Genomic DNA, 22,667 nt, shown 5'->3' with positions numbered 1-22,667 from the left:
CATGGATGTTTTCGTCGAGCGTATCAGGACGATACTTGCAGCGGTCCATTTAAGTGATACCTTTTCGGCGGCGGGGTTTACCGGCAACCTGGAAAGCCAGCAACAAAAATGCTGGCTTTTTAGCTTTTGGCTTACAAAGACTGATTACTCAGCGTCACGCACCAAACGCACATAGTGATAGAAACGCACGGCATCGTACTGCGGGCCGGAACCACCCGAATAGTCTTCGCCATCCCATTCTTTCATTTCACTGCGCTGAGCGCCTGCACCGTGAACATCGACCCAATCGTTTTCGTCGCTGGCACCGTCACTGTCGTAACCCAGCGCCCGGCCAAAGGCAACGTAAGAGCCGGCATCGCCGTAGTCATCCGTCTGGCCGCCGTAAACATTGTCTGAGCCATAAATAGCACCATCGGTGGCGTGCGTGGTGCTGCTCCAGTAGAAGGCATAGTCTTCGTCACCGTTTTCGTTGGTGATTGGCGTGGCATAGAAGTAGTCGGTATCGATGGCTGCGCCAACGTACGATTCTGAATACTCGGTAATGGAGTGCAGCTCTTTAATGGTCGGTAAACGCCAGTCGCTATAGCCTAAGTATTCGGCTTCGTTCATTTCCTGAGCGTAATCCAGTGCGGCCTGCCAGCTCATGGCACCGCGCATTTCGTCATCATCGCTTTCATCGCTCACCAACAGGCCGTTGTCGTCGCTGTCGGTCCAGTCCAGCGCGGTGTAATCAAAGCCGGTGCTGTAATCTTCACCGCTGTCATCGCGCGCCCACATTAGGCCGGTGGCATTGTCGGTGACGGTGGTTTCATCATCGGTCAGTTCAAAATCGTTGGTCGCGTAACTGGTGTTGTTGCGCATACACATGACGAAGTAGGTTTTATCCTGACCCGGCAGGAACTCTTCGGTATAGCCTTTAATGCGCCCATCGGCGAAGTTCACACCGAACATCATCTCAGTGCCTTCGTCGTTGTAGTACTTAGACGTGGTGGCGTATTGCGAGTCGATAATACGTTCATCGTCCGTGGTGCCATAGGCAAAGTGGAAGGCCGCGTACTCGCCCTGGGTGTTAATGGCACCGGTGCTAGGGTCATAGACGGTTGCATCAATAAACGGCACCAGATAAGTGGTGACATCACCGGAGTTTTCCGGGTCCATGCCTTTGAAGTTCATCAGCGAGTACAGCTGTTTAATATTGGGTAGCTGCCAGTCGGTATAGCCGGCCAGCTCCAGGTCTTCACAGGCGGTATAGGCGTTATCGGACGAGAGCTTGTCGTCCGATGTAATGTAGCCATCGTCGTTACCGATGCCGTCTAAATCCGGGCTTTGTGTCCACATAATGCCGGTGATGTTATCGGTGACGGTATCATCCCCGTTATCGGTGTAAGACTGCGCGTTCACGCTGCCGATGTTCTGCGCATCCTGTCCATAAAAGTAGCTGGTATCGGTTGAGCAGGTCATTTCAAGGGTATTGTCGTAGCAGCTTTCCTGTTCGGAGTCGGCAATGCTGTAGGTACCATATTCCGTGGATGTGGTGGTCGTAGTCGTCGTTGAAGACGATGACGTCGTAGTCGTTTCTGTTGATTCGCTCGTGCTGTCGTCGTCATCGCTGGAATTACAGCCGGTTAACGCAACGCTGAGTAAGCATGCACTGAAAATTGCGGCGCTGGGAAAGGCCTTCATTTGATTTCTCCTGTTGTTTGAAGGTAGTCGTTGCAAGACAGCAGCCGTGAGGCTCACGTGCAGTTCGACACCGGCGCAGATTAAGTAAACAACAGGTATTTAGCGTCCAAATGGCGGTGTTTGGACGCCGCCAGTTCACGAATTAAACCGCCTCCATCAGTTCATCACAAAGTTAAAACATAAGGCTGAAACTGTTGCTTCAACCGGCGGCCTGTGGGCAGTTCTGAAACAGGTCAGGCTGGTCAGTGGCCGCGCTGACCGGTGCCGACAGACTTTGCAGAAAGGCGATCAGATTTTGTTTTTCCGGTGCAGAAAGATGCAGTGGCCGCAGTATTTTCTCGCCGTCGGTATGCAGCCGTTCTTCATCCAGCTCTGAATAAAAATCGACGACCTCGGCCAGCGTTTCAACGCTGCCGTTGTGCATGTAGGGCGCGGTATCGGCCACATTACGCAATGACGGGACGCGGAACTCGCCCCAGTTACGGTGCAGCAGCTGAATATGCTGCGTACGGCTGCCACTGGCGATGGAATCACTGAACGCGCCCAGCCGGTTGAAAGGCGAGCGGGTCACCGACTGAATACCGGCATAGCGGCCCTTATCGACACCGCTGGCGGTAAAGAAGCTGACGCCGATATCGCCGAACTCGCCATTGCTAAAACCGGCACCGGAATGACAGAACACGCAGCGGCCTTCGCCGATGAACAGCTTCAGACCGGCCTGTTCAGAGGCATTCAACGCCGTTAGCGGCTGGCCCTGAAGCAGCTGATCACGAAAGGTATCAAAGGCGGTTCGCCCGGTGACGATGGTCTCCTGATAGGCGGCCAACAGCTTGCCTATCCAAACCAGCTGCGTCTGTTCATCCAGCGTTTGCAGCGCAAGCCCGGTCGTGGCCTGAAAGCGGCAGGCGAAGGCATCGTCCTGGCGCAGGGTTTCTGACACCTGCGTCAGGCTGGCATTCATTTCTTCCGGGGTGAGGATGGGCCGCATCGACTGCGCCCACAGGTTGTCGTTTTCGCCCCCCCAGCCAAACCAGTAGCGCTGGCTGAGGTTAAGCAACGCCGGCGTATGACGCGCAAGAGCGCCAAAGCCGCGGTTGAGCGCAATGCCATCGGCAAACTGTGCATCCGGCCGGTGACAGTCTGCGCAGGCCAGGGCGTTATTAGCAGAGAGCCGGCGGTCGAAAAACAGCTGCCGGCCCAGCTCGATGGCGCGAACGTCACCGGATAAGCGGTTGCTGGCATCGGCCACTGCGGCTTGCGGCCAGGGCCCGAGCGATTGAACAAAGGCCCGCTCGGTGGCGCTCCAGTCGCTGGCAGCGGCCAGGCCACAAGTGAACAACAGGCTGATCAGCAGGCGCATCATTGCGGGTAATCAACGGTGACCGTTTCATAGCGGCCGCCGGATGCCATGCGGAACTGAAACTGCCAGTCGCCCGGCATATGGAACAGATAACCATCCAGCCGGTAGTGCCCCGGCGCAAGGCGCTGCACCGTGGGCTGATAGTTCATGCCGTGCTGATGCGCGGGCATTACCGCCGAGGCGGTAATCTGGCCGGTAAAGGGCGTGCCGTCGTCATGGCAGGCGGTCAGCATCAGGGAGAAGGCTTCGCCGATGGCCACCGGCGCAGGCAGGGTTGAAAAGCCGACACTCAGGCTCTGCGCATGGCCGCTGTAATCGCCACTGAGCTGGCAGTCGGCCAAGGCCTGACCGGCCAGGGTCAGGCTGAACAGTGGCAGCAGTAAGCGCTTGATCGTCATTTATTCAGCGCCCACGCGGCTAAATCCAAGCCGTTCTGATAGCCGATCTTCTGCGCCACAGATTCGGGTAAATCCTTCAGCCATTCACGCGTCCAGTCGGCGTGATCCATAATGTAGTGCCAGCGCTCCGGTGCGAAAGTATCGGTGCCGACCATGATCCGATCCGGGTATTTCAGGAACAGCTCGCGCCACTGGGCATCCACCTTGCCTTGAAAGGCATGGTCGTTACGGAAGGCGAGATCGGCCTTCAGGTTCGGGAAGCGTGCCAGCATTTGTGATACCACCGCCGGGCCTTCAAAACCGGAGTGCGCCCACAGGATGGTGGCGTTCGGGTCTTGCTTAAAGACGTTTTCGACCGCTTCAGCATCGCCATGCAAGTGCAGGAAGCAGTGGTATTGCTGCGCCAGCTCCACCACCCGGCGAATGACCGGCATGTTGGCGTCATCACCATAGATGTGAAACTCGCCGATGCCAGCGTAGGTGTTCTTTTCCAGCAGGTCTTCGAGCATGGGGATGACCGTTTCATCGCGGAACCAGGTGCTGATTTCACCGCGCTTGCGGTACGGGCGCAGTACCGGCACGATCAGATCCGGCGCTTCGGCGTAGAGCATTTGCGTGCCCTGATCGCTGGAGCTGGAAACAAAGGCCTTCTGTAAACCGGCCAGGCGCAGCAAGCGAATGGCCTCCGGCGGCGGTGTACGTTCCCAGGCATCGTGACTGTAGTGAATGTGCGTATCCACCAGTTCCATAAACGGCGAGGCACCGGCCAGTGCCGACAACCCCAGCAACCCTGCGGCCAACATTTGTTTAAGTTTCATCACCCGTTGCTCCCTTCAGCAATCATCGCTGCTTTGAATTTAAGAACTGTTCTCAATAAATCAATAGGTTATTTTTTAGCTACCTTTAAAGCCCCCTGAACAGGGTGTTTCACGCTCTGGTACTTACGTCGGTGCTGCGATGCCGGCTCACTTTTTTGCTAAGGTTATGGAAAGCCAGAGCGCAACCGACCCGCGGCGGAGAATGGAATGACCAAGTTATTACAGCTCTACAAAGATATGCCGGTGTACGAAAAAGATACCGCCAAGGCCCTCATCAAGGGGTTGCGGCTGCAGTTGCTGCAATTGCAGTTTCAGGTTGCCAAGCAGGATAAACCGGTCATTCTCGTGATAGCCGGCGACGACCGTGCCGGACGCCACGAAACCATCAACACCCTGATGGGCTGGCTGGACCCGCGCTTTATCCGCGTGAACGCCTATGGCCCGGCCGAAAAGCTCGATGAGCAGAAGCCGTTCTTCTGGCGCTACTGGCGGGATATTCCTGCCGGCGGCCACATCGGCATTTACATGCGTGCCTGGACCAGCACCTCGGTTGTGCAGTACCTGAATGACGATATCTCCGGCAAAAAGCTGAAGCGACGACTGGCCTACATTCGGCAGTTTGAGAAAAGCCTGCACGATGATGGCGCTCTGGTGGTGAAGATATGGCTGCACCTGTCCAAGGACGCCCACCAGGAACGCGTGGATGAGATTCGCGATACCAGCTTTTTTGACCCCAAAGACGAGCTGGCCCTGAAGAACTTTGATAAGGCCATCGAAACCATCGATCACGTCCTGTGTGAAACCCATAGCAAAGACACCCCCTGGCATGTGATCAGCGGTGAAGACCCCACCAGCCGGAACATTCATGCTGGCCAGACGATTCTGCAGGCCATGCAGAAGTGGCTGGCACGGGCGCCGGTTGCGGTTGCGGCAGCGGAAGAGTACGAGGCCCCGCCACCGGCCGACCCGAACCTGCTCGACAGCATCGATCTCAGCCCGGAGATCAATAAAGAGGAATACGACAGCTCACTGAAAAAATACCGTGAGCAGCTGCACCAGCTGATGGATCAGGCCCATGAGCAGGGTCAGGCCGTCGTCTGTGTGTTCGAGGGGGTTGATGCGGCCGGTAAAGGCGGCGCCATCCGCCGGGTGGCCTCGGCCATCGACGCCGGCATTTACCGCATTGTTCCGGTCGCCAAGCCGACCGATGAAGAATACGCACACCACTATTTATGGCGCTTCTGGCGGCACATTCCGGCTAACGGCATGATGACCATCTTCGACCGCAGCTGGTATGGCCGGGTGCTGGTAGAGCGCGTGGAGGAACTGGCAACACCAGAGCAATGGATGCGTGCCTACGATGAAATCAACGACTTTGAAGAACAGCTGACCATACACGGCATCATCGTGGTGAAGTTCTGGCTGCACATCGATCAGGATGAGCAGATGGCGCGCTTCAAAGCGCGCGAGATTACACCGCACAAGATGCATAAGATTACCGACGAAGATTACCGCAACCGCGAAAAATGGCCGCAGTACCGTGAAGCCATTCATGACATGCTGGAAAAAACCAGCAGTAAGAAAGCGCCGTGGACCATCATTCCGGCGCAGGATAAAAAGTACGCCCGTGTCGAGGTTGTGAAAACGCTGGTGAAGGCATTAAAAGAAGCGCTTTAGTTTTTAGGCGGTAACGACCCGCTGCCGCCCTAAGTGCTGAAATACAACAATAAAAGAGACCTGGCACGTGACAAACACTCGTCGTAAAACCATTGCCCGCATTCTGAGTGTGGATGGCAAACACCGCCTCAGCCGTATTGTCGATATTATACTGATCAGCCTGATTTGCCTGAACGTGGCCGCCATTATTCTGGAATCGGTGCCCAGTTTTCAACAACAGTACCGCTCACAGCTGCACTGGTTTGATGTCTTTTCCGTGGCGGTGTTTACTGTGGAGTACCTGTTGCGGGTGTGGTCGAGCGTGGAACTGGCCGGCTACCATAACGACTCCCCCACCAAGGCCCGGCTGAAGTACATGATGACACCGCTGGCGGTGATCGATCTGCTGGCCATTGCGCCGTTCTACCTAAGCTTCTTCTTCGTGCTCGACTTGCGTTTCCTGCGGGTTGTGCGCCTGCTGCGCGTGTTCAAGCTCACCCGCTATTCCGGTGCCATGAACCTGGTGCTGAGTGTGTTCAAAGAAGAGGCCAACGCCTTTCTGGCCTCCTTTGTTGTGCTGATGACGCTGCTGGTGCTGGCGTCCAGCGGTATCTACCTGATTGAGCACGACATTCAACCGGAAACCTTTGGCAGCATTCCTGATGCCATGTGGTGGGCAATGGCGACGCTGACCACCGTCGGCTATGGCGATGCCGTGCCGGTCACGCCGATGGGGAAGATTTTTGGTGGCATTATCACCATTATCGGTATGGGCATGATCGCCCTGCCCGCCGGTATTCTGGCTTCCGGCTTTGCCGACCAGATTCACCGCCGCCGCTCACGCTATGAGGATCAGCTGGAGCAGGTTTTCGGTGACGGCGTCATTACCCATACCGAGCAGCTGCATCTGGATGAGCTGCGCGAACGGCTGGGTTTAACGTACGATGATGTGGAAGAACTGACCCACGAGTACCTGAAGAAGTATCAGGCCAAGCTGCGCCAGTGCCCGCACTGCAAGAAGCCGCTGATTCAACAGCGTAAGAGTGACGTTCAGCAGGAATAACCGCGATGGCAACTCAAAGAATGCCGTCAGCGCAGACGGGTGTTGGCGTACCAGCCTTCCAGAAAACGCTGCGCCAAGCTGCCGGGGCGGATGTTTTCCCGCGCCTGTTCAATGCTGAACCACTGGGCGTGATCGATTTCGTGGTTGGTTTGCATGCGCTCATCGTTGCTCACCCGGCAGGCAAAATTCAGCATCAGGGTGTTACTCTTTTCAAAGTATTCGCTTTTATTGAACTGCATGTCGATCACATCGAGCCCGGTTTCTTCCTTCAGCTCACGCGCTACCGTTTGCTCGGCGCTTTCACCCTTGCTGACATAGCCGGCGACCAGAATGAAGCCCTCAATATTATACTGTTGGATCAGCAGAATCTTATCTGCACTTTCATTTAACACCACCATGCTGACGGCGGTATTAAATACCGGAAAACGAAACGCCTGGCACGATGAACAGTAAGGGATCAGCCCTTCATCGCGGAGTGGTTTCAGTTCCAGTTTGCTGCCGCATTCCATACAGTGCTTCATTCAGCCTGCTCCTTATTAAGAAAAACGCTGCTCAAAATACTCTGCGAAGACGGAAGTGAAAAGTACTGAGGAAGATTTAACGCGAAGCGGCCGGCTTACAACAGGCGTTTTCGGCGCAGAAGAAAGACGTTAATACTGATCAGCACCGGCGCGCCAAACATGGGCCACCAGAGCATCCACAGCAGAGTAAAACCTTCGAAGCGCGACAGCAGAAAAAAGCTGATGCTGATCGTCAGCCATTTCACCATGACATACCCGGCGTAGGCGCGACCATAGGCTTTAAACGATTTTGCAGTTGGGGCCATTAACGATTCCCGATGCCCTTTTGCTATAGCCTAGTAGCAACTGACCATGTTGGCGAGCTTACACTTTCTTGACCTTTCGTCCTGTTAAAATTGCCGCACATCCCAAAGGGGTATTGACTCTAAACCGGCTCTAAACGGCAGAATGCCCCATCACAGCCCTCGTAGTTGAAGCAAATCGTCAGAGCCACAGGCAGTAAAATGACTCACACGAATTCAGAAGGACTGGCAGCCATCAGTGAACCTACTGGTGCCGGTGGCGCCACAGAAGCGAAAAAAAGCACTTATCAACAGGCCACCCTGCGCCTGGAGCTGGTCGATTGCTCAGCCAGTGCTGCCCGTATTGAAAAAGCCATGCTTGGCCTTGCCGGCACGGCCAGTGCCTATGTCAACCTGGCGACATCGCAGCTGCATCTGCACTACGACGCGGCCGTACTGACGCAAAAAGAGATTGAAGCAGCACTGAACAAAATTGGCGCACCGGTGGCCACTGAAGACAGCTTCAACAAGAAGAGTTCGATTCAGCAACGCCGCAGCAGAAAACTCGTGCTTTCGGCTGTGCTCTCGGTGCTGTGCTGGCTGCCTCTGGTGCTGAACTGGCTGACTGTCGATATCCAGATACCTGTTGAAACACTGTGCCTGCTCGCCACTATCTGCCAGTTTTATCTGGGTGCCCGGCTTTACCGCGGCGCACTCTGGTCGGTGACCACCGGCCACGCCAATATCGACCTCACCACCGCACTGGCCACCAGCCTGGCTTACTTCTACAGCCTGTACCTGTGGCTGGTTACCGGCAGCGATGAACTCTACTTCCACATCAACACGCTGATGATCACCCTGGCACTGTTCAGCAAATGGACCAAGCATCAGGCGATGTATCACGCGGCCAGTAAGCTGGAGCCATTACTGAACCTGACCGTGCCGGTGGCTCATAAGTGGCTGGAAGATAAACTGATCACCATCGCCGTGAACCGGTTGAACCCCGGTGACGAGATTGAGGCACACGCCGGCGAGCTGATTGCGGCCGACGGCTATGTTGTTGCCGGGGTCAGCAGTGTCGATGAAAGCCTGCTCACCGGCCTGCAGGGTGCCACGCCAAAACAGCACAGCGACTATGTACTGGCCGGCAGCCGAAACCTGAACGATGGGCTGCGCATTCGGGTGACCAAGCGCGCCGAAGATTTTCAGTTGCACCAGACCACCCGCTACCTGATAGACGCTCAGGCTCACCACCCGAAAACACAGAAGCAATTCGATAAGACATCGCTGATCTACATGCTGCTGGTCACCGTTGCCGCAGCAGCCAGCTATGGCTACCACGGGTATGTGGCAGATGTACAGACGGCACTGACAGCGGTGATGGCGGTGCTGCTGATCGCCTGCCCGTGCGCTTTGAGCATTGCCGCCCCCTACGCCTTTGTGATTGCCAGTAACCTTGGCGTTCAGCGTGGGGTGCTGTTCCGTAACCTTCGCCAGCTGCAGGGGTTAGCCAAAGCTGACAAGCTGGTGTTCAGCAATTCCGGCACACTGACCACCGGCCAGCATCAGGTAGTTAAGCTGGAGCAGTGGACTAAAAACGAGCAGTGGCAGGCGGCAGCCAAAAAGGTGATGCAACAGAGCAGGCACCCCATTGCGGAAGCGGCGCTGGCCTATCTGAACAAGGTGGAACCGATAAAGCTCGACTTCAATTGGGTGAATCAGGGCGCAATGGGTACGCTCGCCAGACGCAACAGCGTCAGCTTTATTATCGGCAGCGATGATCTGCTGATTGATCAAAACATTCCCATCAAGCCTGTTCACCTTCGCAATTCCGAGCCGGATCAGGGCCGGCTGTGGGTCGTCGCCAACGGCAGCATTATTGCGCGCTTCGACCTGAAAGACCGCATTCGCGATATGGCCCACGAAACCATTGATACGCTGCGTCAGCAGGGCTTTGAGTTTTCGCTGTTTAAGAGCGGACTAACCGGAGCCAGCAAGGCCATTGCCAGTTCATTGGGCATCCGTAATGTCGAAAACAACCTCAGCGATGATGCGGTCAGTGCCGACAGCAAGAACGTCTTTATCGGCAATGGTCTGCGCGACAGCGATGAACTGCTGGAGTCTGCCGGTGCCAGCATCGTGCTGGGCCGCAAAGAAAATGCCGCCATTGGCCGAGGCGGAATCAACCTGATGCGTCAGGATATCAGCCTGGTTTATGAGGCCATTCAGATCGCCCGCAGGACGCACAGGGTCATTCGCAGAAACGTGCTGATCTCTGTTAGCTACAACAGCATCGCCATTCCACTGGCCGCACTCGGCTATATCAGCCCGGTACCCGCCGGCGTTCTGGCTGTGGCCATCAGCCTGGCACTGCTACTGCACAGTCACCGGCTGCAGAAATGGCAACCGGTTCCGGTACGGCCGATGCCGGGCAACCCCATGGAAGCGGACTGAGCCGCCGCTGTAAAACCAAAAAAACCGGGAAGCCCCGGTTTTTTTTCTTTGCTTGCAAGCGATCAGTAGGTGTAAAAGCCGCGCCCGGATTTCTCACCCAGGTAGCCGGCATCCACCATTTGCTGCAGCAGCGGACAAGGGCGGTATTTGTCGTCGTTGAAGCCGTGGTGCAGTACCTTCATCACCGACAGGCAGATATCCAGACCAATGCCATCGGCCAGCTTCAGTGGCCCCTTCTGGTGGCCGCGACCCAGCTCCATAACGGTATCGATGTCTTCAACCGTTGCAACGCCTTCATACAGCGCGTAAATCGCTTCGTTAATCATTGGAATTAACAGCCGGTTAGAAACGAAGCCCGGGTAATCTTTGACCGAGACCGCTGTTTTATTCAGCTGGGCACTCAGTTCAAACAGTGCATTGTAGGTTTCATCGCTGGTCTGCAGGCCACGAATCAGCTCAACCACATCGCGCTCCAGGGCAGGCTTCATGAAGTGCATGCCCATGAAGCGATCCGGACGTTTGGTGGCTGCTGCCATGCGGGTAATGGCAATCGCGCTGGTGTTCGAGGCCAGAATAGTATGCTCCGGGCAGATACGGTCAACGCTCTGGAACAGCGCAATCTTGGTAGGCTCTTCTTCTGTGACGGCTTCTAAGATTAAGTCGCATTCTTTGAACACCTCCAGTTGCGGGGAGGTACGCAGACGGCCAATCGCGGCTTCTGCCTGCTCTTTGGTGAGCCTGCCGGAAGCAATGGCCTGCTCCAGGCTAATTTGAATTTCGGTAAAGGCACGCTGTAAATGGCTGGGCTGGTTATCCACCAACTGAACGTCAAATCCACTCTGTACAAACACCTGTGCGATCCCAACGCCCATGGTACCTGCACCTAAAACCCCAACCTTCTGAATAGTCATGCTTAAAATCCTCGCCGATGCTTGTGATTTGCAGGCTTAAGTGACCTGCTCCTTAACCGTAGCCCTATTGTAACGCCTAAATCAAATTTAATAATACCGACCCAGCGCAAGCTTACTGTGACCTGCAGGCATCAAACCACGGCGGCAGGTTTGTTATACTGCAGCGAAATTCATTGTGGATAACGCCAATGCCTTCTTTTGATATTGTTTCTGAGACCGACAAAAACGAACTGAAAAACGCGGTAGACAATGCCACCCGCGAGCTTGCCACCCGCTTCGACTTCCGTGGCGTGCAGGCCAGCATTGAGCTGAGCGGCGAAGACACGATTGTGCTGAAGTGTGAGTCTGACTTTCAGGTGCGACAGCTGCAGGACATTGCTGCCAGCAACTGTGTAAAGCGCGGCATCAGCGCGGCCTATGCCGAGGTGGAAGACACCCCGATCCACACCGGCAAAACCTTTACCCTGAACATGAAGTTTAAAAATGGTCTGGAGCAGTCAACGGCCAAGCTGATTGTAAAGCTGATTAAAGAAAAGAAACTGAAGGTCAAGGCCAACATTCAGGGCGAGAAAGTTCGCGTTGAAGGTAAGAAGCGCGACGACCTGCAGAGCGTGATCGCTATGTTGCGCGAAGAAAAGCAGATTGATCAGGATTTACAGTTCACCAACCGCAAAGACTGACCGTCGGTCAGTCCTTCTTCTCCATTAGCTGGCGGGCTCCGTTGAGCATCGAGCGCGCCAGTTCTTTCGCATCAAACTTGGTTAACGCCTCATTGGCCCCCACCTGATGCGCCTGGCTGACGCTGATCTCGCTGGAAAGCGAGGTATGCAGAATAATGTAAGCGTGAGCAAGCGCTTCAGCACTGCGCACCTCAAAGGCCAGTTCGTAGCCATCCAGGCCGGGCATTTCAATATCACTGACCAGAATATCAATGGCCTCACCGCGGGCGGCCTTCTGGTGCATGATTTCCAGAGCATGAGCGCCGTTATCGGTCACCTCAAACGGGACATTGAGCTCGCTGAGCACGTCGGTCAGCTGCTTACGGGCGGTGCGGGAATCATCGACCACCAGAATATTCATCATGCGCAGCAGTTCGCGGTCAACATCGGTCACCGAAACCAGCGCCGCTTTTGTGTCGGAGGCATCCAAACGGGCGAACAGCAGTTCCACATCCATCAGCTGAACCAGTTTACCCTCCAGCTCGACGGTGCCGGTAATGAAAACCCCCTTCCCCAGTGCCGGCTCTGGCGGCTTAATCTCGCGCCAGTTGGTTTCTATGATGCGCTCAATACCGCTGACCAGAAAGCCGGCCACCCGGCGCTGACAATCGGTAACCACTATATAGGCCTTGCTCAGTTCATCCTTCGGGATCGCACCGGCACCAATGACCGCTGCCATATCGATCACTGGGATGGTCGTGCCGCGAATGGTAACCGCGCCGGCGATGCCGGGCTGCTGATGATGCATGGGTGTTATCGGCTGATACGGCACCAGTTCCCGAACCTTCAGGGTGCCAATGGCAAAGCGCTGCCTGTTGTGCAGTGTGAACAACAAAAGGCCCTGAGAGTGGTGAGCTTTAGACGACAAGATGTTTTCCTCTGCGAGTGACGCGGATACAGGTAGTTTATCGGCCGAAAGGTTCATTCATAAACCGGTTTTTCAGTAAAACCGCCGCTGCCCCATTATAGGCTCAGATAGCAAGGCGTGCGCTGCACAAACGCAAAAAGCCACCGGGTTAGGGTGGCTTTTTATTCAGAGGTAAAGCGCCTTCAGTGGTAGGCGATCAGCTCTCGTCATCAGAGCTGTTTTTAGCGCGGTCACCCTGCGGGCCGCGTGGGCCGCCCTGGCTGTGGGCGTCGATGTAGGTCACCAGGTCTTCCGCCTGATCTGCCGTTAACACGGTGTTCAGCTCATCCGTCAGGCTGGCGAGCAGCTCGGCACGGTGGGCTTCACGGATTTCAGCCATTTCTTCACGGCTTGGACGCTCTTCGGCATCCCGGAATTCTTCCATGGCCGCTTTCATATCTTCGCGGGTCTGATCACGGAACGCTTCCAGCACGGCATTGACATCGGCCTGTTGCTCTTCGCTCAGTGCCAACTCAGTGTAGATGTAATCCAGGTTGACATTGCCACGACGTTCGCCTTTGTCGCCGTTTTCCTGACCACCCTTGGCAAAGGCGCCTACAGCAGCGGTTGCCAGAATCAATGCCAAACCACCGGCTGCAATTTTTTTCTTCATTGTGCTCATAGTATTTCTCCAAAAGATTCCGAGGCTTATGCCTTCAACGGTTCCCAGTATCCAGCCTAAAAATGCATGAAATAAGGAAGAAAAAAGAAAGCTGTGCCACCAAAATCTGACAAACACAAAAAAGCCACCGCGAGGGTGGCTAAAAGGATAAATTCTGGAAGGCACTAAAAGTTTGCTTTCGACTCAACTTGGGACATCAGTCATCCGCATCCAAATAAGCGAAGTAATCCGGTGCCGGCATGTTTACTTCAACGAAAGCAACCAGTTGCTCTGCCTGACCATCGGTCATGACGTCGTCGAGTTTATCCATCAGTCCTGCTTCCTGTGCGTTCAGGTAGGCGCGGGTCATAGTTTGCATCTGGGCTGTCGACGCTTTATCGCTGTGACGTTTTACACTGATCAGTGACCCCCAGGACGTCTGGTTTTGCTTCAAATCGCTGATTGCATCGTTTGCAGCGAGCTGCTGCTCTGCGGTCAGGCCCAGTTCTCCGTAAATGTAATCCAGGCTACTGGCATCGTCTGTACCGGCAAAAGAGCTGACGGCGGATGCTGACATTACCAGAGCTAATCCGGCTGCAGCTAATTTAGTCTTCATATTTTTCATGGTGGTACTCCTGTAAAATTCTTTAAAAAAATTTCTGTGCTTTGCTTCAATGAAAGCCATTATGTCGAACCACTTTGCAAGAAAAATGAGGCAAATGTGAGAAAGCGGTAGGCTTGTGTATAGATGCTTAACGACAATACTTATTTACTAAACACATAACTTTTCGTCCGGCAAAAAAAAGCCACCGCAAGGGTGGCTAAAATAAATAGAAGAGATTCAAAAATTACAACGTTAAAGCTCAGCTTTGGATCAGTCGTCAGAATCCAGGTAAGCGAAGTAATCCGGTGCAGGCATATTAATGTCAACGAAGGCAACCAGTTGTTCTGCCTGATCGTCGCTCATGACGTCATCCAGCTTATCCTGCAGTGCGGCTTCCTGTGCATTCAGGTAGCTGCGGGTCATAGTTTTCATCTGTGCTGTCGATGCCTTATCGCTGTGACGTTTTACACTGATCAGCGAACCCCAGGACGTCTGGTTTTGCTTCAGATCGCTGATTGCATCGCTTGCAGCAAGCTGTTGCTCTGCGGTCAGACCCAGTTCTCCGTAGATGTATTCCAGGCTAGTCGTATCGCTAGTGCCAGCAAAAGAACTGACGGCAGAAGCCGACATAACCAAGGCTAATCCGGCGGCGGCTAATTTAGATTTCATGTTTTTCATCGTGTTGCTCCTGTTAAATTCTGAAAATTTATTGCTGTGCTTTGCTTCAATGACAACCATTATGTAAAACCACTTTGTAAGAAAAATGAGGCAAATGTGAGGAAGCAACAGGCTTGTGTATAGGTGGCCTGTAAATCGAGCTGCTCATTCGATGTGACTGCCCCCCCAATAAAAAAACCACCGCTGTGCGGTGGTGAAAGGGAGAACAATTCAAAGGGCGTTTGCTGCGGCTTGCGACCATTAAACTTACCGGGTTCATGATCTGTACAAACTTCAATCAGCTATCCGGGCGGGCTGTAACCAACATTACCCAGCCCACTTTCACCATTGAATTGCAAAGCTATCACTGTGGCTATTGTGCTGGAAAAAAGCGCACAACTGATGAGCCAAAAGTTGTTATTTAAAAGCATGACCTTTGGCTAAAAACGAAAAAGCCACCCTAATTGGGTGGCCGGTTGGCAGAAAAATCTGCGCGGATATTTTGCATCGGCTGGCGTGCAGGCCAGCCTTCATACAATGCTTGGCTTCAAACCATTAAGCATCGTTGTCGCCGCTGTCATGTTCCTCATCTTCCCAGCTGTCGTCATCAGAATCGTAGTACTTGCCAAAGCGTCCATCTTTGTCGCCACGCTCACCCTTGGCCATGCGACCATCGCGACCGTCACGTCCACCTTTATGGTCAGCACCGCGATCAGGCTGATGCGCTTCCAGGTAGGCAACCAGATCGGCTGCATCGTCTGCAGCTAAGACAGTGTTCAGCTCATCGGTCAGTGCCTGAAACTGTGCGCTGCGGTTCGCTTCACGGGCCACCTGCATATCTTCACGGCTTGGTTTTTCTTCAGCGTTTCTCATCGCTTCGCGCATGGCATCGCGTTGTTCACGGGTTTGCGCACGATGAGCTTCCAGCACGTCGTTCACATCTGCCTGTTGCTGTTCGCTCAGCGATAATTCAGTGAAGATGTAATCCAGGTTGGTGCCACGCTGAGCCGCTTTTTCAGAATTGTCCCAGCCACCTTTAGCGAAGGCACCTGCTGCAGTTGCGCTCAATACAACAACAATACCACCGGCAACGAATTTGTTTTTTAATGTGTTCATAGTCTCTCTCCAATATTTTCATTCTGTTTGTTAGTTAAAGGCTGTTTGCCTTTCACGAAACAAAGTATCGAATGAAATAGTGCACAAACTAAGGATGAAAAAAGAAAACAATCGGCTGATTAATGAGCGGTTTCGAGAATAAAAAACGGGGTTTGTTACCCCGTTTTTTTATTGGCGAGCCTGAACTGGTGTGCTATTAAATTTCTTCGGCATCGTAACGATAGCCAGCGCCATACACCGATTGAATGTAATTGTGCTCGGGGTTAATTTCCTGCAGTTTCTTACGCAACTTCTTAATGTGGCTGTCGACGGTTCTGTCGGAAACCACGCGCCGGTCATCGTAGATACCATCGATAATCTGATCGCGGGAAAATATTTGCCGAGGGTGCTTGCGCAACAACATCAACAGCCGCACCTCTACAATGGTCAGTTCAGTGCAGCTTTTACCAAAGCAGGCACGAGTATCGTTTTCAGAAATAACCAGCTGCCCCGACTGAGGCTGGCTTTCGGCTTCGACACTGCTGCTGTAGCGCCGCAGTACCGCCTTAACGCGCGCCACCAGCTCACGCAGACTGAACGGTTTACACAGGTAGTCATCGGCACCGATTTCCAGACCGATCAGGCGATCGACCTCTTCCACCTTGGCAGTGGTCATGATGACCGGTAGCTCACTGCTTTTACGCAGATCGCGGCAGATATCGAGGCCATCCTTGCCCGGCAGCATTAAATCCAGCACCACCAGGTCTGGCTCATTTTTCTGCAGCCATTGCGCTGCCTCATCGCCCCGGTTAATCACTGTGACGTCAAAGCCGGCCTGCTTCAGGTAATCGCGTTCAAGATCGGCCAGATGACTTTCATCCTCAACAATTAAAATATGACTCACGTTAACTTTCCTTTTTCGGTGGCAACTGCACACAGATTCGCAGTCCGCCTAAATTACTCAGAGCAGCAGAAATGTGCCCCTGATGGGCTTCAACAATATTTTTCGCAATCGCAAGCCCAAGGCCCGAGCCTCCGGTTTCGCGGTTGCGCGATTCATCCACCCGGTACAGGCGGTCGAACAGCCGTGGTATATGCTCGGCGGCGACACCGGGGGAAGAATCCTCCCAGATTAACTGAATGGTCTCGGCAGTCCGGCTGATTTCAACCTGCAATTTGCCGGGCTGCGCGGCACTGCCATCCGTATAACGCAGGGTGTTCTGCGCCAGGTTTGTCAGCAGCTGGGCTAAGCGCTCAGCATCGCCATCCACCAGCATTGGCTCTTCATCCGGTTTGAATGTTACCTCGATATGGCGCTGGGCAAGGCTGGTGCGGAACTGCGCGACCACCTCGCTGGCCAGATTGTTGACGTCCAGCTCTTCAAAGCGGTAACTCAGGGTGCCGGCATCGGATTGCGAAAGCTGATGCAGATCGCTAACCAGCCGGTTAAGCCGTTCCGAATGCGCAAACATATTGGCCAGCCAGCGGTCATCCACGGTGCGAATGCCATCCTGCGCGGCTTCGATATCGCCCTGCAGCACCGCCACCGGCGTGCGCAGTTCATGGGCAATATCACTCACCCACTGCTGCCGGTCATTTTGCGCCTTCTGCAGTACGGTTGCCATGTGGTTGAAATCGGCGGCCAGGCGGCCAAGCTCATCTTTACGGTCGTCATCGACAGACACAGAGAAATCCCCTTCACTCATCTTACGCATGGCCTGAGTAATGCGCTGAATGGGCTTCACCAGCCAACCAGAGAAGGGAATCGCCAGTGCGCCGGCAATAATGAAGGCCGCAACCCCAACCAGATACAGCTGCAGCTTGAGGCGACTGATAAACAGCTCATCCACCTGCGCATCCAGCCGGTTATTCAGTTCAACGCCGAGCTTGCCGATCAGCTTGCCGTCATCGTTATTGATAGACAGCCAGGTAATCTTTCGTTCATTGAGCGCGCGGCCAAACACAATCTGGCCGTCCGGATCAGATATTCTCAACTGCTCAAAGTAGGTGATGCGCACCCCTTTGCTGTTGCTTTTATCCTGTCCCCTAAAATCAAAGTTGTTCAGGCTTTCACGAACAATCGATGCCACCGTTGCCGGATCATTACGCAACCAATGCCAGCTGCCGCGATCTTCATAAACATCCGCAAGGTTCTCTATCAGCACCGACATACGCCGGGCTTCGCGCTGCTCGATATAGCTGGAAAAGCTGCGGTTAAAGGTAAACGCATTAAAACCAAGCAGCAGCACAACCATCAGTGCATTCGCCAGAATCAACAACGCAAATAATTTAGTACGAATAGAAATGAACATAAGCCTGCTTTCTGAAACATCCTTCAGTAAGCATAATGACCAAATGTGGAAGGAACATGCAAACGCTAATGTCTGCATGGTCTTTTTAACGGATTATTCGGATTTCACCGCAGGTTTAAGGCTCCATCTGGCCCAATTGGCCAATGTCGGTAAACTGGGCCATCAGCTGCTCCAGCGCCTGCGGGTTAATCATCTGATACAGGCGGTCTTCACGGGTCAGTGTACCCTGAACGTAGCCACCGGCCATATTGGTATCGAGCTCGTCGATATTGAAATACTGCACCCCTTCAACCTTATCCACCGCCAGACCGACGCGGCTTTCCGGGAAATCCAACACCAGCATAAAGCTGGGGTTTTCAACCTGGCCCAGACCATTCATCTGTAATACATCCATGACCGCCAGTGTTTCGCCCCGCAAGCTGATCAGACCGATCACACCGGTGGCATGACTGGGAATCGGGTTCAGTGGCTGCCAGGGCACCACCTCTTTAATCAGCGTTGCAGGAAACGCCAGAGGCTCTCCGTTGAGTTGAACCACTACCCACATTTCGGTCGTTGCCATCGCAGCCTCCGCCATCCTCGTTAACCGTTGTATCAGACTAGTGTGCATCCCATATTCGCGCAAACAACCGCACGACTATTGGCAGAATTAACTGCTAGACTGATTCAGGTGAATTATTTCTATATTAATCGGCGGGACCTGACATTAATTTATGCCTAATTTGCAGCGACTGAACAGAGCCTTCGACCGGATAGGCACCGCGAACAACCTTGATGAGCTCATTAAGCAGTCAATTCTGGCCCTGCGGTACGACCTCGGCTTCGACCGCGCGGCTTATCTTGAGTTCGACGAGAAGGCGAAGCGCCAGCTTGGCACCTGGGGAACCGACGCCTCCGGTGCGCTGCGCGACGAACATGGCTTTAGCGATGCAGTCAAAGCCCGGCATACCGATATCTGCGAAAAAGACCCGATCCTGCTCACCGAACCGGCATCACTGCACGACCTGGGCGAGGTAGTTGGCATTGGCTGGCATATACAATCGGCCGTTACCTCCAATGATCAGATCCTCGGCTGGCTGTACATCGATAACCTCACCCACCACCGGCCGCTGACCGACAGCGAGCTGAACCAGATCCGCATATTCAGCAATGTCTTCTCCCAGCTGATTGCCCGCAACAAGGCGGAGCAACTGCTGAACAAGGCGCTGAACAGCCTGGAATGCCATAAAACCGAAACCGAGATAGCCAATCACCAGATCCAACAGCTGCAAGCCAAGCTGACCGGCAGCCAGAAGATGGCCTCGCTGGCCGAGCAGATGATTGGGTTGATTCCTATAAGCTCGCGCTCTGTCGGCAACGTTTTGAACTTCATGTCGCTGCTGTCTCCGGAACAGTTTCATGAAACCGACCGGCCAATGCTGGAGTCTGCACGTAAGTCTGCTAACCGGCTGGCGCGAATCTTCCGCCATTTCGACGACAAGATTCATCAGGCAACCGACAACGATAGCCAAACCATGCCCTCACTGATGGTCAAGCACTACTGGAAGGACCTGTTTAGTGAGTACTTCAGCGAAACGCCGCACAAGCTTAATGTCCACATCGAATGCGAATCCGAAACCATCACCCTGCCGATGGTGCTGCTGACGTTAATGCTGAAAGAGCTGGTGTCTAACGCGCTGTTACACGGGCTGGAAAACTCGGAGGCGGGGGAAGTCAGCATTCAGCTGAAATCGGCTGCTGAAAGCACCATGGTCATCGTGGAAGACAGTGGCTGGGGCCTTGATGAGTGCAACTACACCGATGCCCTGAAGCTGTTTGTCACGTCGAAGCCGAATGAATTGCTGGGCTCGGGTTTAAACGTCACCCGGAATTATGTCGAACGCTGGCTCAACGGCCAGCTGACGCTGGATAAGTCTCCGCTGGGCGGGCTGCGCTGCACCCTGACCATACCGACCCAACAGTAGCCTTAATCTCACCTTTGATCTGAAATAACTCAGCCTGACGACTAAAAAGAAACCAAAAGTAGCAATATATGCCACTTCGTAGGTTGCGGTTTTGCTGCATTTTTTCGACTCCTATAGTGGGCGTTGCTGAGCGCTGCATTTAGGAGATAAAGGTGACCAATTCGATCCATCAGGTATTCAAATACGTGTGCCGGCATCAGGGTTTTCGCGCATCTCTTGGTATCATCTCTAGTACCAGCAAAGAAAAAACCATGCTTGCCTGGGGAGCCATCCATGCGAGCTCCGGTGAAACCTGGGTACCAGAGCTGAATAATATGCTTTCCAGCTGGCCGGACGCCCGTTGGACACCGATGAACCAGCAACAGGCCTCACTGTTCGATCAGGCCTTTGAGCGCGAAACCAAACCGGGGCAGGATTGGCTGATGTCAGTCTGAAATCAACCGGTAAACGGCCACAAAAAAAGCAGCCCAGGAGCTGCTTTTTTTATTTTGACGCCCAGGCAAAGCGTTAAGATTTATGCGCCTTGCCCAGAACAACCAGCGATTGCGCCAGCAACTCATAGGTGCCACGGCTGAACACCGGCTCTTCCGTCAGTAAGCCATCGTTGCGGGCGGTATCGCACAGGCTGACCCAGCCACTGACCGGGTTAGCCGGCAGAGTAAAGCTGACATCCTTCTCGCTGGCATTAAACAACACCAGATAATACTCATCACACAGGTGCAGGTTGACGGCCGGGTTCTTGATGTCAGTCGATAACAGCATACCAAACACCTGAAACTCCGGGTTATGCCAGTCTTTAATCTCCATGGCATAGCCATCCTGACGATACCAGTGCACCTCATCGGATGAAAATGGCGACTGGTAGCTTTGCTGATCTTTCAGCACCAGGTTGTTAAACAGCGGGCTGCTCTTGCGTAAAGCAATAATCTGCTGGGTAAACAGCTCCAGCTTACGGTCTCGATCGGCCCACTGTATCCAGCTGATGTCGTTATCCTGGCAGTAGGCGTTGTTGTTACCGTTCTGCGTACGGCCCATTTCATCACCGCCGAGAAAATGCACTGCACCCTGAGACATCATCATGGTGGCAATCAGGTTACGCTTTTGCTGATCCCGCAACTTCACTATCCGCTTGTCGGTCGTTGGCCCCTCTACGCCATAGTTACGGCTTAGGTTATGGCCATGACCATCCAGGTTGTGCTCCATATTGGCTTCATTATGACGGTTGTTATAAGAAACCAGGTCATGCAGGGTAAAGCCATCGTGGTAGGTCACATAGTTCACACTGGCGGAATAGCGGGTGGAACCCTTATGAAATACATCGCTGGAGCCCATCAGGCGGGTCGCGAAATCACTGATGACACCGTAATCGCCCTTCCAGAAGCGCCGAACGGTATCGCGGAATTTATCGTTACACTCGTACCAGTTTTCCGGGAAGTTCCCCAGCTGATAGCCATGACGGCCGATATCCCAAGGCTCGGCAATCAGCCGCGCGGTTGACAGCACCGGGTCTTGCATAATCGCCTTGAAGAAGGTGGAGTCGGGGCTGAAATCCCAGCGTTCACGGCCCATGCTGGCCGCCAGATCAAAACGGAAGCCATCGACATGAAACTCTGTCATCCAGTGGCGCATGCTGTCCAGAATCAGTTTCAGCGTATAGGGGTTATGGCTGTTAACAGAGTTACCGCAGCCTGAGTTATCGATGTAGTGCGTAAAATCACCGTCCAGATAGCGGTAGAACGCGCGGGCGTGCAACCCCTTGTTGGAGAGCGTCGGGCCCAGCATGCCGCCTTCGGCGGTATGGTTGTAAACCACATCCAGCACCACCTCGATGCCCGCTTCATGCAGCGCATTGACCATGGTTTTGAATTCACCGACTGCATCTTCCTTGGCGTAACGTGGTTCCGGAGCAAAGAAGAGCGCCGGGTTGTAACCCCAGTAGTTGCAAAGCCCAAGCTCGCTGATGCGGTGCTCGGACATAAAGGCAAAACAGGGCATCAGCTCGACGGTGGTAATGCCCAGGCGCTTCAGGTGATCAATACTGGCCGGGTGAGCAATGCCAAGGTAAGTGCCACGAATATCCTCCGGGATATCCATGTTTCTCATGGAGAAGCCCTTTGGATGCATCTCGTAGAGGATAATTTCGCGCCAGCTCAGATGCGGCCGTTCGGAGGTCCATTCGAAATAGTTGTCCTTCGGGATACGCGCCTTGGGAATATGACGGGCGTTGTCCTGCTCGTCCATGACGATGGTGCCCTGCACCTTGGTATCGTGCGCGAACATATGCATGTTCGGCATGATGGGTGCGGTGATTTCCTGAGCGTAAGGGTCGAGAATAACCTTATTAGGGTTGAACCAAAGCCCCTGCAGCGGATTGAAAGGGCCGTGCACCCGGAAGCCATAACGCTGACCGGCAGCAACATCAGGAATAAAGCCATGCCAGGTATCACCGGTACGAGCCGGCAGCCGGGCACGGCTGATTTCGTTATCGAGCTCATCAAAGAAGCAGACTTCTATGCCGTGAGCATCCGGGCTGTACACGGCAAAGTTGACGCCTTTGCGGGTGACATCAATTCCTAATGGAAACGAACGTCCTGCTTCTACACCCTGCTCAGGACCCAAGCGAGTTATCATGTCGAACTCAATCCTTAAATGTTAGCTGACCT

At 53.9% G+C, this 22,667-nt stretch carries 22 protein-coding genes; 6 read left to right on the top strand and 16 right to left on the bottom strand.

Going from position 1 to position 22,667, the window contains the following annotated elements; translation table 11 throughout:
* Positions 1–144 precede the first annotated feature (144 nt).
* The 4 genes from BCF53_RS16155 to BCF53_RS16140 form a co-directional block, all read right to left on the bottom strand.
* The gene (locus tag BCF53_RS16155; protein WP_132703249.1) at positions 145–1,683 is read right to left on the bottom strand and encodes an Lcl C-terminal domain-containing protein; all 1,539 of its coding nucleotides are present in this window, start codon (positions 1,681–1,683) and stop codon (positions 145–147) included.
* A gap of 199 nt (positions 1,684–1,882) precedes the next feature.
* On the bottom strand, positions 1,883–3,046 hold the full coding sequence (locus BCF53_RS16150) for a cytochrome-c peroxidase (protein WP_132703247.1): 1,164 nt from the start codon (positions 3,044–3,046) through the stop codon (positions 1,883–1,885).
* Entirely contained in the window at positions 3,043–3,441 is a 399-nt protein-coding gene (locus BCF53_RS16145; protein ID WP_132703245.1) for a FixH family protein, read from the bottom strand. The genes BCF53_RS16150 and BCF53_RS16145 overlap by 4 nt, the downstream gene beginning before the upstream one ends.
* On the bottom strand, positions 3,438–4,259 hold the full coding sequence (locus tag BCF53_RS16140) for an amidohydrolase family protein (RefSeq protein WP_132703243.1): 822 nt from the start codon (positions 4,257–4,259) through the stop codon (positions 3,438–3,440). The genes BCF53_RS16145 and BCF53_RS16140 overlap by 4 nt, the downstream gene beginning before the upstream one ends.
* Positions 4,260–4,466: 207 nt before the next feature.
* On the opposite strand from BCF53_RS16140, the gene pap reads away from it, so the two are divergent.
* Both pap and BCF53_RS16130 read left to right on the top strand, forming a co-directional pair.
* On the top strand, positions 4,467–5,936 hold the full coding sequence (pap, locus tag BCF53_RS16135) for a polyphosphate:AMP phosphotransferase (protein WP_207902759.1): 1,470 nt from the start codon (positions 4,467–4,469) through the stop codon (positions 5,934–5,936).
* A 67-nt stretch (positions 5,937–6,003) separates the two neighbouring features.
* On the top strand, positions 6,004–6,978 hold the full coding sequence (locus BCF53_RS16130) for an ion transporter (protein WP_132703241.1): 975 nt from the start codon (positions 6,004–6,006) through the stop codon (positions 6,976–6,978).
* Positions 6,979–7,004: 26 nt separating this feature from the next.
* On the opposite strand, the gene BCF53_RS16125 is transcribed toward BCF53_RS16130, so the two are convergent.
* Both BCF53_RS16125 and BCF53_RS16120 read right to left on the bottom strand, forming a co-directional pair.
* The gene (locus BCF53_RS16125) at positions 7,005–7,499 is read right to left on the bottom strand and encodes an NAD(+) diphosphatase (protein ID WP_132703239.1); all 495 of its coding nucleotides are present in this window, start codon (positions 7,497–7,499) and stop codon (positions 7,005–7,007) included.
* Between the two features lie 95 nt (positions 7,500–7,594).
* Entirely contained in the window at positions 7,595–7,804 is a 210-nt protein-coding gene (locus tag BCF53_RS16120; protein ID WP_132703237.1) for a hypothetical protein, read from the bottom strand.
* A 198-nt stretch (positions 7,805–8,002) separates the two neighbouring features.
* Here BCF53_RS16120 and BCF53_RS16115 point away from each other — a divergent pair, with 198 nt between their 5' ends.
* Positions 8,003–10,234 (top strand): heavy metal translocating P-type ATPase, encoded by a 2,232-nt coding sequence (locus tag BCF53_RS16115; protein WP_132703235.1) that lies wholly within the window; start codon positions 8,003–8,005, stop codon positions 10,232–10,234.
* A gap of 62 nt (positions 10,235–10,296) precedes the next feature.
* On the opposite strand, the gene BCF53_RS16110 is transcribed toward BCF53_RS16115, so the two are convergent.
* Complete coding sequence (locus tag BCF53_RS16110) at positions 10,297–11,145, bottom strand: 3-hydroxyacyl-CoA dehydrogenase NAD-binding domain-containing protein (protein WP_132703233.1); 849 nt, start codon at positions 11,143–11,145, stop codon at positions 10,297–10,299.
* A gap of 188 nt (positions 11,146–11,333) precedes the next feature.
* Between BCF53_RS16110 and BCF53_RS16105 the strand changes: the two genes are divergently transcribed.
* On the top strand, positions 11,334–11,825 hold the full coding sequence (locus BCF53_RS16105) for a YajQ family cyclic di-GMP-binding protein (RefSeq protein ID WP_132703231.1): 492 nt from the start codon (positions 11,334–11,336) through the stop codon (positions 11,823–11,825).
* Positions 11,826–11,832: 7 nt separating this feature from the next.
* Here BCF53_RS16105 and BCF53_RS16100 read toward each other — a convergent pair whose 3' ends face one another.
* The 8 genes from BCF53_RS16100 to BCF53_RS16065 all read right to left on the bottom strand — a co-directional run bounded on the left by BCF53_RS16100 (position 11,833) and on the right by BCF53_RS16065 (position 18,602).
* Positions 11,833–12,732: a chemotaxis protein gene (locus BCF53_RS16100; protein ID WP_132703229.1), complete on the bottom strand. Its 900-nt coding sequence runs from the start codon at positions 12,730–12,732 to the stop codon at positions 11,833–11,835.
* Between the two features lie 196 nt (positions 12,733–12,928).
* Entirely contained in the window at positions 12,929–13,393 is a 465-nt protein-coding gene (locus BCF53_RS16095; RefSeq protein WP_132703227.1) for a Spy/CpxP family protein refolding chaperone, read from the bottom strand.
* Positions 13,394–13,589: 196 nt separating this feature from the next.
* Entirely contained in the window at positions 13,590–13,997 is a 408-nt protein-coding gene (locus BCF53_RS16090; protein ID WP_132703225.1) for a hypothetical protein, read from the bottom strand.
* 249 nt (positions 13,998–14,246) lie between these two features.
* Entirely contained in the window at positions 14,247–14,654 is a 408-nt protein-coding gene (locus BCF53_RS16085; protein ID WP_132703223.1) for a hypothetical protein, read from the bottom strand.
* A gap of 534 nt (positions 14,655–15,188) precedes the next feature.
* Positions 15,189–15,749 carry a Spy/CpxP family protein refolding chaperone gene (locus tag BCF53_RS16080; protein WP_132703221.1) on the bottom strand — a complete coding sequence of 187 codons (561 nt, stop codon included), beginning with the start codon at positions 15,747–15,749 and terminating at the stop codon, positions 15,189–15,191.
* Positions 15,750–15,945: 196 nt separating this feature from the next.
* Positions 15,946–16,632, bottom strand: a complete 687-nt coding sequence (locus BCF53_RS16075; protein WP_132703219.1) for a response regulator — start codon at positions 16,630–16,632, stop codon at positions 15,946–15,948.
* A 1-nt stretch (position 16,633) separates the two neighbouring features.
* Positions 16,634–18,040, bottom strand: a complete 1,407-nt coding sequence (locus BCF53_RS16070) for an ATP-binding protein (RefSeq protein WP_165901950.1) — start codon at positions 18,038–18,040, stop codon at positions 16,634–16,636.
* A 115-nt stretch (positions 18,041–18,155) separates the two neighbouring features.
* Positions 18,156–18,602 carry a chemotaxis protein CheW gene (locus BCF53_RS16065; protein WP_165901949.1) on the bottom strand — a complete coding sequence of 149 codons (447 nt, stop codon included), beginning with the start codon at positions 18,600–18,602 and terminating at the stop codon, positions 18,156–18,158.
* Positions 18,603–18,753: 151 nt separating this feature from the next.
* Between BCF53_RS16065 and BCF53_RS16060 the strand changes: the two genes are divergently transcribed.
* On the top strand, positions 18,754–20,004 hold the full coding sequence (locus BCF53_RS16060; RefSeq protein ID WP_132703213.1) for an ATP-binding protein: 1,251 nt from the start codon (positions 18,754–18,756) through the stop codon (positions 20,002–20,004).
* Positions 20,005–20,156: 152 nt separating this feature from the next.
* On the top strand, positions 20,157–20,438 hold the full coding sequence (locus BCF53_RS16055) for a hypothetical protein (RefSeq protein WP_132703211.1): 282 nt from the start codon (positions 20,157–20,159) through the stop codon (positions 20,436–20,438).
* 73 nt (positions 20,439–20,511) lie between these two features.
* Here BCF53_RS16055 and glgX read toward each other — a convergent pair whose 3' ends face one another.
* Positions 20,512–22,635, bottom strand: a complete 2,124-nt coding sequence (gene glgX / locus BCF53_RS16050) for a glycogen debranching protein GlgX (RefSeq protein ID WP_132703209.1) — start codon at positions 22,633–22,635, stop codon at positions 20,512–20,514.
* Between the last annotated feature and the right edge of the window lie 32 nt (positions 22,636–22,667).

Origin of the sequence: Reinekea marinisedimentorum, from assembly GCF_004341165.1 — a bacterium.
GTDB lineage: Bacteria > Pseudomonadota > Gammaproteobacteria > Pseudomonadales > Natronospirillaceae > Reinekea > Reinekea marinisedimentorum.
The sequence above is the reverse complement of the archived record's forward strand: the minus strand, read 5'-3'. Positions and strand labels throughout refer to the sequence as shown.

What these genes read in the sequence shown, in the direction of transcription:
- BCF53_RS16155 (WP_132703249.1), bottom strand. Translation starts at nt 1,683, where the DNA reads ATGAAGGCCTTTCCCAGCGCCGCAATTTTCAGTGCATGCTTACTCAGC.
- BCF53_RS16150 (WP_132703247.1), bottom strand. Translation starts at nt 3,046, where the DNA reads ATGATGCGCCTGCTGATCAGCCTGTTGTTCACTTGTGGCCTGGCCGCT.
- BCF53_RS16145 (WP_132703245.1), bottom strand. Translation starts at nt 3,441, where the DNA reads ATGACGATCAAGCGCTTACTGCTGCCACTGTTCAGCCTGACCCTGGCC.
- BCF53_RS16140 (WP_132703243.1), bottom strand. Translation starts at nt 4,259, where the DNA reads ATGAAACTTAAACAAATGTTGGCCGCAGGGTTGCTGGGGTTGTCGGCA.
- pap (WP_207902759.1), top strand. Translation starts at nt 4,467, where the DNA reads ATGACCAAGTTATTACAGCTCTACAAAGATATGCCGGTGTACGAAAAA.
- BCF53_RS16125 (WP_132703239.1), bottom strand. Translation starts at nt 7,499, where the DNA reads ATGAAGCACTGTATGGAATGCGGCAGCAAACTGGAACTGAAACCACTC.
- BCF53_RS16120 (WP_132703237.1), bottom strand. Translation starts at nt 7,804, where the DNA reads ATGGCCCCAACTGCAAAATCGTTTAAAGCCTATGGTCGCGCCTACGCC.
- BCF53_RS16115 (WP_132703235.1), top strand. Translation starts at nt 8,003, where the DNA reads ATGACTCACACGAATTCAGAAGGACTGGCAGCCATCAGTGAACCTACT.
- BCF53_RS16110 (WP_132703233.1), bottom strand. Translation starts at nt 11,145, where the DNA reads ATGACTATTCAGAAGGTTGGGGTTTTAGGTGCAGGTACCATGGGCGTT.
- BCF53_RS16105 (WP_132703231.1), top strand. Translation starts at nt 11,334, where the DNA reads ATGCCTTCTTTTGATATTGTTTCTGAGACCGACAAAAACGAACTGAAA.
- BCF53_RS16095 (WP_132703227.1), bottom strand. Translation starts at nt 13,393, where the DNA reads ATGAGCACAATGAAGAAAAAAATTGCAGCCGGTGGTTTGGCATTGATT.
- BCF53_RS16090 (WP_132703225.1), bottom strand. Translation starts at nt 13,997, where the DNA reads ATGAAAAATATGAAGACTAAATTAGCTGCAGCCGGATTAGCTCTGGTA.
- BCF53_RS16085 (WP_132703223.1), bottom strand. Translation starts at nt 14,654, where the DNA reads ATGAAAAACATGAAATCTAAATTAGCCGCCGCCGGATTAGCCTTGGTT.
- BCF53_RS16080 (WP_132703221.1), bottom strand. Translation starts at nt 15,749, where the DNA reads ATGAACACATTAAAAAACAAATTCGTTGCCGGTGGTATTGTTGTTGTA.
- BCF53_RS16070 (WP_165901950.1), bottom strand. Translation starts at nt 18,040, where the DNA reads ATGTTCATTTCTATTCGTACTAAATTATTTGCGTTGTTGATTCTGGCG.
- BCF53_RS16065 (WP_165901949.1), bottom strand. Translation starts at nt 18,602, where the DNA reads ATGGCAACGACCGAAATGTGGGTAGTGGTTCAACTCAACGGAGAGCCT.
- BCF53_RS16060 (WP_132703213.1), top strand. Translation starts at nt 18,754, where the DNA reads ATGCCTAATTTGCAGCGACTGAACAGAGCCTTCGACCGGATAGGCACC.
- glgX (WP_132703209.1), bottom strand. Translation starts at nt 22,635, where the DNA reads ATGATAACTCGCTTGGGTCCTGAGCAGGGTGTAGAAGCAGGACGTTCG.